The sequence below is a fragment of the Cellulomonas sp. S1-8 genome (assembly GCF_026184235.1).
Classification (GTDB): domain Bacteria; phylum Actinomycetota; class Actinomycetes; order Actinomycetales; family Cellulomonadaceae; genus Cellulomonas.
Genome location: NZ_CP110806.1, coordinates 2,375,209 through 2,386,830 on the forward strand (window position 1 = coordinate 2,375,209; position 11,622 = coordinate 2,386,830).

An 11,622-nucleotide genomic window follows, 5' to 3' on the forward strand; every position below is an offset into this window, starting at 1 on the left:
GCCGCCCCGGTGCGGGACGGCGGCCGTCAGGTCCTTCGAGCGGCGTCAGGCGATGCGCGTGCGCGCGATCTCCTCGTCACCGATCTTGTGCACGACGACGGTGTTGGTCGAGCCGACGACGCCGACCGGCGTCCCGGCGACGACGACGACGTAGTCGCCGACCTCGGCCAGGCCGTTGGCCCGCAGCGTCTGGTCCATCTGGCTGACCATCGAGTCCGTGCTCTCGACCGAGGGCACCTGGTGCGTCTGGACGCCCCAGGACAGCGACAGCCGGTTACGGACCGCCTCGTCCGGGGTGAAGGCCAGCAGCGGGATCGGCGACCGCAGACGCGACATGCGACGTGCGGAGTCGCCGGACTGCGTGAACGTCACGAGGTACTTCACGCCGATGCGCTCGCCGATCTCGGCGGCCGCACGCGTGATCGCACCACCACGGGTCGACGGCACGGAACCCAGCGGCGCGATGCGCTCGCGACCGAGCTCCTCGGTGCTCTCGATGATCCGGGCCATCGTGCGCACGGCCTCGATCGGGTAGTCGCCCACGCTGGTCTCGCCGGACAGCATGACCGCGTCGGCGCCGTCGAGCACCGCGTTGGCGCAGTCGGACGCCTCGGCACGCGTCGGGCGCGGGCTCGTGATCATCGACTCGAGCACCTGCGTCGCGACGATGACGGGCTTGGCGTTGCGGCGGGCGAGCTCGACGGCCCGCTTCTGCACCAGCGGGACCTGCTCGAGCGGCAGCTCGACACCCAGGTCGCCGCGGGCGACCATGATGCCGTCGAACGCCTGGACGATCTCGGTCAGGTTCTCGACCGCCTGCGGCTTCTCGATCTTGGCGATGACCGGGACGACCCGACCCTCTTCCTCCATGATGCGACGGACGTCGTCGTAGTCGGCGGCCGAGCGGACGAACGACAGCGCGATGTAGTCGGCGCCGATGTTGAGGGCCCAGCGCAGGTCCTCCTCGTCCTTGTCGCTCATCGCCGGCACGGAGACCGCGACACCGGGCAGGTTCAGGCCCTTGTTGTTCGACACCGGTCCAGGGACCTCGACGCGGGTCACCACGTCGCTGCCCTCGACGCTCGTGACGCGCACGAGCACCTTGCCGTCGTCGATGAGGATCGGGTCGCCGGGCTTCACGTCGCCGGTGAGGCCCTTGAACGTCGTCGAGACGCGCTCCTTGGTGCCCTCGACGTCGTCCGTCGTGATGGTGAAGACGTCGCCGACCGCGAGGTCGTGCTTGCCGTCGATGAACCGCCCGAGGCGGATCTTGGGGCCCTGGAGGTCGACGAGGACGGCCACCGAGCGGCCCGACGCCTTGGCCGCGGCCCGGACGTTGTCGTACACCCGCTGGTGCACCTCGGTGTCACCGTGGCTGCGGTTCAGACGGGCGACGTCCATGCCCGCGTCGACGAGTGCCTGGACCTGCTCAGGCGACTCCGTCACAGGACCGATGGTGCAGACGATCTTGGCTCTACGCATAACTCGAGACTATGCCTTCCTGGATTTCGGCCTCAGGGCCGGACGTCCCGGTGGCGATCCCGCACCTGCGGGTACGCGTCACGGGACGAGGGGATCGGGTGGACGGGGGGAGGATCACGGGCGCATCGGCACGGTGGTGGCCGAGACCGGCGCGGGGAGCTCGGACGAGCCCGACAGGTAGGCGTCGACAGAGGCGGCCGCCGCGCGACCCTCCGCGATCGCCCACACGACGAGCGACTGGCCACGGCCCGCGTCACCGGCGACGAACACGCCCGGCACGCCGGTCGCGAAGTCCTCGTCGCGGGCCACCGCACCGCGCGGGGTCACACCGATGCCGATCTGCTCGACGAGCGCTTGCGTCTCCGGGCCGGTGAAGCCCATCGCGACGAGCACCAGGTCGGCGTGCACGTCGCGCTCCGTGCCGGGTGCGGGCTCGCGGCGTCCGTCGGGCAGGTACTCGGTCGTGGCGAGGCGCAGCGCGCGCACGTGCCCCGCGTCGTCGCCCTCGCCGCCGACGAAGGCGACCGTCGACGCGAGGTAGGCGCGCTCGCCGCCCTCCTCGTGCGACGACGAGACCTCGAAGACGACCGGGTCGGTGGGCCACGGCTGGGTCTCCGGGCGCTCCCCGGGCGGCCGCTTGCCGATCGCGAGCGTCGTCACCGACGCGGCACCCTGGCGCAGCGCCGTGCCCAGGCAGTCGGACCCGGTGTCGCCGCCGCCGATGATCACGACGTGCTTGCCCTCGGCGGTGATCTGGTCCGGCACGTCCTTGCCGGCGACGACGGCGTTCGCCTGGTGCAGGTAGTCCATCGCGGCGTGCACGCCGTCGAGCTCCAGGCCCGGCACCTGCAGCTCGCGCGGCACCGTCGCGCCGGTCGCGACGACGATCGCGTCGTACCGCGCCTGCAGCTGCACCCACGTCACGTCCGTGCCGACCGCGACCCCCGGGCGGAAGCGCGTGCCCTCGGCACGCATCTGCTCCAGCCGGCGGTCGATGTGGATCTTCTCGAGCTTGAAGTCGGGCACGCCGTAGCGCAGCAGGCCGCCGATCTCGTCGTCCCGCTCGTACACGGCGACCGTGTGGCCCGCGCGCGTGAGCTGCTGGGCCGCGGCGAGACCGGCTGGGCCGGAGCCGACGACGGCGACGGTGTGGCCGGTGAGACGCTGCGGGACCTGGGGGTGGACCAGGCCGCGGGCGAACGCCTCGTCGATGATCGAGACCTCGACGTTCTTGATGGTGACGGGCGGCTGGTTGATGCCCAGCACGCAGCTCGACTCGCACGGCGCCGGGCAGATACGCCCCGTGAACTCGGGGAAGTTGTTGGTCGCGTGCAGACGGTCGATCGCGTCGGACCACTGCCCCTGCCGCACGAGGTCGTTCCACTCGGGGATGAGGTTGCCCAGCGGGCAGCCGTTGTGGCAGAACGGGATGCCGCAGTCCATGCAGCGACCGGCCTGCTCCCTGAGGTACGGCTGCCCCTCCTGCCGGAGCGCGTGGACGTCCTTCCAGTCGCGCAGGCGCACCTCGACCGGGCGGTTGGGCGGGAGCTCGCGGTCCCGCACCTTCAGAAAGCCGCGGGGGTCAGCCACGGGCCACCTCCAGGATCGTGTCCCACACACCGGGTGCGCTCGGGTCGAGGCCGTCGGCCTCGGCCTGCGCGAGCGCACGGCGGACGCGGGAGTACTCGGTGGGCAGCAGTCGGGTGAACCGTGCACGGGTCGCGGCCGGGTCCTCCAGCAGCTGCGCGGCCACCAGGGAGCCGGTCTCCTCGGCGTAGTCGCGCAGCGTGCTCTCGACGAGCGCGAAGTCGTCGTCGTCGAGCGGGTCGAGCGCGAGCTCCCCCGTGCGGACGGCGTCCACGTTCACCAGCTCACGCGAGAGGTCGAGCACGTAGGCCGTCCCCCCCGACATCCCGGCGCCGAGGTTGCGTCCCGTGGGGCCCAGCACCACGACCGTGCCGCCCGTCATGTACTCGCAGGCGTGGTCGCCCACGCCCTCGACGACGAGCGTCGCGCCGGAGTTGCGGACGCCGAACCGCTCGCCGACCAGACCGCGCAGGTAGATCTGCCCGCTGGTGGCGCCGTAGCCGATGACGTTGCCGGCGATGACGTTGTGCTGGCTCGCCAGGACCGAGCTGCGGTCGGGACGCACGACGATCCGCCCGCCCGAGAGCCCCTTGCCGACGTAGTCGTTCGCGTCGCCGAAGAGCCGCAGGGTGATGCCCTGGGGCAGGAAGGCCCCGAACGACTGCCCGGCCGAGCCCGTCAGCGTGACGTCGATCGTCCCGAAGGGCAGGCCGGCACCGCCGAAGCGCTTGGTCACCTGGTGCCCGAGCATGGTGCCGACCGTCCGGTTGACGTTGCGGACCGGCAGGTCGATGCGCACGGGCTCGGAGCGCTCGAGGGCGTCCGCGGCCAGGGCGATCAGCTGGTTGTCGAGCGCGCGGTCCAGCCCGTGGTCCTGGTCGCGGGCATGGGACAGGGCCGACCCGGGCTTGGGCGACGGCACCGCGAGCACGGGGCCGAGGTCGAGGCCCTCGGCCTTCCAGTGGTCGATCGCGTCCCGGGTGTCGAGCATCTCGACGCGACCCACGGCCTCCTTGAGCGTGCGGAAGCCGAGTGCGGCGAGGTACTCGCGCACCTCCTGGGCGATGAACTCGAAGAACGTCACGACGAACTCCGGGCGGCCGTTGAAGCGCGCGCGCAGCTCGGGGTTCTGCGTCGCGACACCGACCGGACAGGTGTCGAGGTGGCACACGCGCATCATCACGCAGCCCGAGACGACCAGCGGCGCGGTCGCGAAGCCGAACTCCTCGGCGCCCAGCAGCGCGCCGACCACCACGTCGCGGCCCGTCTTGAGCTGGCCGTCGACCTGCACGACGACACGGTCGCGCAGGTCGTTGAGCACGAGGGTCTGCTGGGTCTCCGCCAGGCCGATCTCCCACGGGGTACCGGCGTGCTTGAGCGACGTCAGCGGGCTCGCGCCCGTGCCGCCGTCGTGACCGGAGATCAGCACGACGTCCGAGTGCGCCTTGGCGACGCCCGCGGCCACCGTCCCGACACCGAACTCGCTGACGAGCTTGGTGTGGATGCGGGCCGAGGGGTTGGCGTTCTTCGCGTCGTGGATGAGCTGCGCGAGGTCCTCGATGGAGTAGATGTCGTGGTGCGGGGGCGGCGAGATGAGGCCGACGCCGGGCGTCGAGTGCCGGGTCTTCGCGACCCACGGGTACACCTTGTGCCCCGGCAGCTGACCGCCCTCGCCGGGCTTGGCGCCCTGCGCGAGCTTGATCTGGATGTCGTCCGCGTTGGTGAGGTACTCGCTCGTGACGCCGAAGCGGCCCGACGCGATCTGCTTGATCGCCGAGCGCCGGCGCGGGTCGTGCAGGCGCTCGGAGTCCTCGCCGCCCTCCCCCGTGTTCGACTTGCCACCGATGCTGTTCATGGCGATGGCCAGCGTCTCGTGCGCCTCCATCGAGATCGAGCCGTACGACATCGCGCCCGTGTTGAACCGCTTGACGATCTCGCTGACGGGCTCGACCTCGTCGATCGGCACCGCGGGCCGGTCACCGTCCTTCAGGCGCAGCATCCCGCGCAGCGTCATGAGCCGCTCGGACTGCTCGTCGACGCGCGAGGTGTACTCGCGGAACACGTCCATCTGGCGCGTGCGCGTCGAGTGCTGCAGCCGGAACACGGTCTCGGGGTCGAACAGGTGCTCCTCGCCGCCCCGGCGCCACTGGTACTCGCCGCCCACGGCGAGGCGCTGGTGGGCCTGGCGGTTGCCGCTCGCGGGGTACGCGTCGGCGTGCCGCGCCGCGACCTCGGCCGCGATGACGTCGAGACCGATGCCGCCCAGCCGGCTCGTCGTGCCGGTGAAGTACCGGTCGACGAGCGCGTGCGAGAGCCCGATCGCCTCGAAGACCTGGGCGCCGCGGTACGACGCGATCGTCGAGATCCCCATCTTCGACATGACCTTCAGGACGCCCTTGCCGAGCGCCTTGATGAGGTTCGTGACCGCCTTCTCGGGGGTGACGCCGGCGAAGTAGCCGCTGCGCGCCTGGTCCTCCACCGTCTCCATGGCGAGGTACGGGTTGACGGCCGCGGCGCCGTAGCCGACGAGCAGCGCGACGTGGTGCACCTCGCGCACGTCACCGGCCTCGACGACGAGCGAGATCTGCGTGCGGGTGTGCCGACGCAGCGTGTGGTGGTGCACGGCGGACAGCAGCAGCAGCGACGGGATCGGCGCCAGGTCGGCGTCGGAGTTGCGGTCCGACAGCACCAGGAAGCTCACGCCGTCGGCGACCGCGCGGTCGACCTCGGCGAAGATCTCCTCGAGACGACGCTCGAGCGCGGCGCCGCCCCCGTCGACCCGGTACAGGCCCCGGATCGTCGTCGCACGGAAGCCGAGGGACGGCTCCTTCGCGACGTGCACGATCTTGGCGAGCTGGTCGTTGTCGATGACCGGGAACGGCAGCATGATCTTGCGCGCGTGCTCCGGACCGTCGACCAGGAGGTTCGGCTCCGGTCCGATCGCCCCGCCGATCGACGTGACCAGCTCCTCGCGGATCGCGTCGAGCGGCGGGTTGGTGACCTGCGCGAACATCTGCGTGAAGTAGTCGAACAGCAGCCGGGGACGCTTCGAGAGCACCGCGACCGGGGTGTCCGAGCCCATCGCGCCGAGCGGCTCGGCACCGGCCGACGCCATCGGCGCCAGGAGGATCTTCAGCTCCTCCTCGGTGTAGCCGAACGCCCGCTGCCGACGGCGGACCGACGCGGCGGAGTGCGCCACGTGCTCGCGGTCGGGCAGCTGGGAGAGGTGCACCGCGTTGTCCTGCACCCACTGGGCGTACGGACGCTGGGCCGAGAGCTGGGCCATCACCTCGACGTCGGCGACGATGCGTCCCTGGCCGATGTCGACGAGGAAGAACTGACCCGGCTCGAGCCGCCCCTTGGAGACGATCGAGGAGGGGTCGAGGTCCAGGACGCCGGCCTCGGAGGCGCAGACGACCAGACCGTCCTCGGTCACCCAGTACCGGCCCGGGCGCAGCCCGTTGCGGTCCTGAACCGCCCCGATCACGGTCCCGTCGGTGAAGGTCATCGCCGCCGGGCCGTCCCACGGCTCCATGAGCGTCGAGTGGTACTCGAAGAACGCACGGGTCGCGGGATCCATCTGCGCGTGGTTCTCCCACGGCTCGGGGATCATCATCATCACCGCGTGCGGCAGCGACCGCCCCGACAGGTGCAGCAGCTCGAGGACCTCGTCGAAGCTCCCGGAGTCCGACCCGCCCGGGGTGCAGACCGGGAGCAGCGGCGCCAGGTCGCCCAGCAGGTCGGAGGTGAGCATGCCCTCGCGCGCCGCCATCCAGTTGCGGTTGCCCCGGACGGTGTTGATCTCGCCGTTGTGGGCGACCATCCGGAACGGCTGCGCGAGCGGCCACGACGGGAACGTGTTGGTCGAGAACCGCGAGTGCACGAGGGCGATCTCGGTCGCGTACCGCGGGTCCGAGAGGTCCGCGAAGAACGGCTCGAGCTGACCCGTGGTGAGCATGCCCTTGTAGGTGATCGTCCGGGCCGACAGCGACGCGAAGTAGACGCCGTGCTCCCGCTCGGCGCGTTTGCGCAGCCGGTAGGCGCGACGGTCGAGCGCGATGCCGGAGAGCTCGCGTGACGGGTCGGCCACGACGAGCTGGCGGAACACCGGCATGGAGGCGCGCGCCGTCGGGCCGACGAGGTCGGCGGTCACGACGACCTCGCGCCACGCGAGGACCTCGAGCTTCTCCTCGGCAGCGACCGCCTCGACCGCCGCGACGGTGCGGGCGCGCTCGGCGTCGTCCACCGGGAGGAACGCCATGCCGATGGCGTAGTAGCCCGCGGCGGGCAGCTCGGCGTCGACGACGTCGCGCAGGAACGCGTCGGGGATCTGGGTGAGGATGCCGGCACCGTCGCCGCTGTCCTCCTCCGCACCGACCGCACCGCGGTGGTCCAGGTTGAGCAGCGCCGTCAGCCCGGCGTCGACGATGTCGCGACCGGGGGTGCCGCGCAGCGTCGCGACGAAGGCGAAGCCGCACGCGTCGTGCTCGGCGGACGGGTCGTAGAGGGCGTGCCGGGCTGGCGCCACGGCGGTGCCGGGGCTCACGGGCGACGTCGACATCAGCACCGTCCTCACAGGCCCCGACAAGGCCGGGGAGTAGCACGAACAAAGGGGGTACCGGGACGTCGTCGGCCCGTGCAGTGAGGCGACGATACCGCTCGCGGAGCGGTCCGGATGACCGCGTCGAGCGACAGCTCCTGTCGCGGACCCGGTGTCACCGGGTCCGGTCGGGGGCGTCAGCCTCGTCGTCCTGCGTCGTGGGGGGTGTCCGCAGGAGGGTCGTCTCACGCCCGGGATGGCGGCGTCCGACCACGACGAACGCTACCAGCGCGCCCAGCCCGACCAGGATGGAGGTCCAGACGTTGAGCCGCACCCCCAGCACCGTCTCGGCCGGGTCGATGCGCAGCAGCTCGATCCAGAGCCGTCCCGCCGTGTACAGCACGACGTACAGCCAGAAGACGCGACCGTGCCCGAGCCGGTGGCGACGGTCCAGGTAGATCAGGAGGGCCGCGGCCCCGAGGTTCCAGAGCAGCTCGTACAGGAACGTCGGGTGGAAGAGCGAGCCCGGGTCGTAGCCCGCGGGCAGGTGCGCGTCGTCGATGCGCAGGCCCCACGGGAGCGTCGTGGGACCGCCGAACAGCTCCTGGTTGAACCAGTTGCCGAGCCGGCCGATGCCCTGGGCGACCAGCAGGCCGGGCGCGACCGCGTCGGCGAACGGCGCCAGGCGCACCCCGCTGCGACGGCAGCCGATCCACGCGCCGACGGCGCCGAACGCCACGGCGCCCCAGATGCCGAGACCGCCCTCCCAGATGGCGAACGCCTTCCAGGGGTCCCCGTCGGGTCCGAAGTACGCGTCCGGCGAGCTGAGGACGTGGTAGATCCGGCCACCCACGATCCCGAACGGGACCGCCCAGTACGTGATGTCCAGCACCGTCTCGGGGTCTCCCCCGCGGTCCTTCCAGCGGCGCTGCGTCATGAGGGTCGCGACCACGATCCCCACGAGGATCGCGATCGCGTACGCACGCACCGGGAACGGTCCGAGGTACCACACGCCCTGCGACGGGCTGGGGAGGGCGAGGGGCAGCAGCGTCATCGGGGCGCGCGGCGCGCCGAGCGCACGCCGTCGGCCAGGCCGCTCACCACTCCCGCGAGGGCGTCGAGGCCGGCGACCTCGTCCGGCGCGTCCAGCAGCGCCCGCACGAGCGCGGAACCCACGATGACGCCGTCGGCGTACCCGGCGACCTGCGCCGCCTGCTCGGGGCGGGACACCCCGAGGCCCACGCACACGCGCGACGCACCGGCGGCACGCGTGTCCGCCACGAGCTGCTCCGCGCGCTCCCCCACGGTCGCCCGCACCCCCGTCACGCCCATCGTCGACGCCGCGTAGACGAACCCGCGGCTCGCGGCGACGGTCGAGGCGAGACGCTCGGGCGTCGAGCTCGGCGCGACGAGGAACACGCGGTCCAGCCCGTGGGCGTCCGCCGCGGCGATCCACTCGGCGCCCTCGTCGGGGATCAGGTCGGGCGTGATGAGCCCGGCGCCGCCGGCTGCCGCGAGGTCCCGCGCGTACGCCTCGACGCCGTAACGCAGCACGAGGTTCCAGTACGTCATGACCAGCACGGGCGCCCCCGCCGCCGCGACCTCCTCGGCCACGCGCAGGGTGTCGCGCACGCGGGTGCCGTTGGCGAGTGCGTGGTTGGCCGCCGCCTGGATGATCGGTCCGTCCATGACGGGGTCGGTGTACGGCATGCCGAGCTCGACCACGTCGACGCCCGCCTCGACCATGGTCCGCACGGCCTGTGCCGAGCCCGGGACCGAGGGGAACCCGACCGGCAGGTACCCGATGAGCGCGGCGCGCGGCGCGGGACCGGCCGCCAGCCCGTCGAGCAGGTCACCCGTCGCCGATCGCACGCCCGTGACGCTCACAGCTGCTCCCCCTCGTCGGCCTTGAGCACCGGCTTGTCCTCGATCAGCCGGAACCAGGCGGCCGCCGTCGCGACGTCCTTGTCACCCCGGCCCGACAGGTTGATCAGGACGATCGGCTCGCTCCCGTCCTGCGACCACGTCGCAGCCTCCGCGCCGAGCTGCATCGCCCCCGCGAGGGCGTGCGCCGACTCGATCGCCGGGATGATGCCCTCGGTCCTGCACAGCAGGCGGAACGCCTCCATGGCCTCGGCGTCGGTCACCGGGCGGTACTGCGCGCGGCCCGTGTCGTGCAGCCAGGCGTGCTCCGGTCCGACGCTCGGGTAGTCCAGGCCGGCCGACACGGAGTGGCTCGGCAGGGTCTGACCGTCCTCGTCCTGCAGGAGGTAGCTGCGCGCGCCGTGCAGCACACCGGGCACGCCACCCGAGAACCGCGCGGAGTGGCGGCCGGACGCGATGCCCTCGCCACCGGCCTCGAAGCCGAACAGCCGCACCTCGGGGTCGTCGAGGAAGGCGTTGAAGATGCCCATCGCGTTGGACCCGCCGCCGACGCACGCGACGACCGCGTCGGGCAGCCGGCCCGTCTCGTCGAGCAGCTGCGCGCGCGCCTCGTCGCCGATGATCTTGTGGAAGTCGCGCACCATCTCCGGGAACGGGTGCGGGCCGGTGACGGTGCCGAGCATGTAGTGCGTCGTGTCGACGTTGGCGACCCAGTCGCGCAGCGCCTCGTTGATCGCGTCCTTGAGCGTCCGCGAGCCGATCGTCACGGGGACGACCGTGGCGCCGAGCAGCTGCATGCGAGCGACGTTGAGCGCCTGGCGCTGCGTGTCCTCCTCGCCCATGTACACGGTGCACTCGAGGTCGAGCAGCGCGGCGGCGGTAGCAGCGGCGACGCCGTGCTGACCGGCGCCGGTCTCGGCGATCACACGCCGCTTGCCCATGCGCTTGACCAGCAGGGCCTGGCCCAGGACGTTGTTGATCTTGTGCGAGCCGGTGTGGTTCAGGTCCTCCCGCTTGAGGAAGACGCGCACCCCGTCGCCCACGTGCCGCGCGAACCGCGGCACCTCCGTCAGCGGGCTCGGGCGACCCGTGTAGGTGCGGTGCAGACGCTCGAGCTCGTCCGAGAAGGTCGGATCGGCGAGGGCCTTGTGGTAAGCGGTCTCGAGCTCGTCCAGGGCCGCGATCAGCGCCTCGGGGACGAACCGCCCCCCGAAGTCGCCGAAGTAGGGGCCCTCGTGCGTGGCCAGCGGCCCGCCGCCGAGCAGCACGTCGCGCATCCGGCGGCCCGCCTGGCCGCGGCCGGCGGTCGGGGCGCTCACTGGCGCACCGCGCGCAGCGACGGGTGGGCGCCCGCGGCCACGAGGTCCGCGACGGACTGCCGGGGCGCGTCGTCGGTGACGAGCGCCTCCCCGACGAGGACGACGTCGGCACCGGCGCGGGCGTAGTCCATGACGTCGTGCGGCCCCCGCACCCCGGACTCGGCGACCTTGACGACGTCCGACGGGATGGCCGGCGCGACGCGCGAGAACGTCGACCGGTCCACCTCGAGCGACCGCAGGTCGCGGGCGTTGACGCCGATGACACGCGCACCGGCGTCGACGGCGCGCGCCACCTCCTCGGTGTCGTGCACCTCGACCAGCGCCGTCATCCCCAGCGAGTGGACGCGCTCGACCAGCGACTCGAGCACCGTCTGCTCGAGGGCCGCGACGATGAGCAGGACGAGGTCGGCACCGTGCGCCCGCGCCTCCCACACCTGGTAGGGCGAGACCACGAAGTCCTTGCGCAGCACCGGGACGTCGACGCGTGCGCGCACGGCGTCCAGGTCGGCGAGCGAGCCGTTGAACCGGCGCTGCTCGGTGAGGACCGAGATGGCGACGGCGCCGCCCTTCTCGTACTCGGCGGCGAGCGCCGCCGGGTCCGAGATCGCGGCGAGCGCGCCCTTGCTCGGGCTCGAGCGCTTCACTTCGGCGATCACGGTCACGGCGTCGACCGCCTTGAGCCGCGACACGCACTGCAGCGCGGACTCGCGGCGTGCGGCCTGCTCCTTGAGCTCCCCCAGAGGCGTGGTCGCCTCACGTGCGGCAAGGTCTTCCCTGACCCCCGCGACGATGTCATCCAGCACGGTCATC

At 72.2% G+C, this 11,622-nt stretch carries 7 protein-coding genes; all 7 read right to left on the bottom strand.

The features are described 5' to 3' along the window. Positions 1 to 45: 45 nt before the first annotated feature. Positions 46 to 1,482: a pyruvate kinase gene (pyk, locus tag OKX07_RS10670; RefSeq protein WP_265628062.1), complete on the bottom strand. Its 1,437-nt coding sequence runs from the start codon at positions 1,480 to 1,482 to the stop codon at positions 46 to 48. Positions 1,483 to 1,596: 114 nt separating this feature from the next. Continuing rightward, positions 1,597 to 3,072, bottom strand: a complete 1,476-nt coding sequence (locus tag OKX07_RS10675; RefSeq protein ID WP_265628063.1) for a glutamate synthase subunit beta — start codon at positions 3,070 to 3,072, stop codon at positions 1,597 to 1,599. Beyond that, entirely contained in the window at positions 3,065 to 7,630 is a 4,566-nt protein-coding gene (gltB, locus tag OKX07_RS10680; RefSeq protein ID WP_265628064.1) for a glutamate synthase large subunit, read from the bottom strand. Before gltB ends, OKX07_RS10675 begins: the two co-directional genes overlap by 8 nt. Positions 7,631 to 7,784: 154 nt before the next feature. Further along, positions 7,785 to 8,663: a prolipoprotein diacylglyceryl transferase gene (gene lgt / locus OKX07_RS10685; protein WP_265628065.1), complete on the bottom strand. Its 879-nt coding sequence runs from the start codon at positions 8,661 to 8,663 to the stop codon at positions 7,785 to 7,787. After that, positions 8,660 to 9,496, bottom strand: coding sequence for a tryptophan synthase subunit alpha (gene trpA, locus OKX07_RS10690; RefSeq protein WP_265628066.1), 837 nt, complete (start codon positions 9,494 to 9,496; stop codon positions 8,660 to 8,662). Before trpA ends, lgt begins: the two co-directional genes overlap by 4 nt. After that, on the bottom strand, positions 9,493 to 10,770 hold the full coding sequence (gene trpB, locus OKX07_RS10695; RefSeq protein WP_265631897.1) for a tryptophan synthase subunit beta: 1,278 nt from the start codon (positions 10,768 to 10,770) through the stop codon (positions 9,493 to 9,495). The genes trpA and trpB overlap by 4 nt, the downstream gene beginning before the upstream one ends. 38 nt (positions 10,771 to 10,808) lie before the next feature. Further along, positions 10,809 to 11,621, bottom strand: a complete 813-nt coding sequence (trpC, locus tag OKX07_RS10700) for an indole-3-glycerol phosphate synthase TrpC (protein WP_265628067.1) — start codon at positions 11,619 to 11,621, stop codon at positions 10,809 to 10,811. Position 11,622 lies beyond the last annotated feature (1 nt).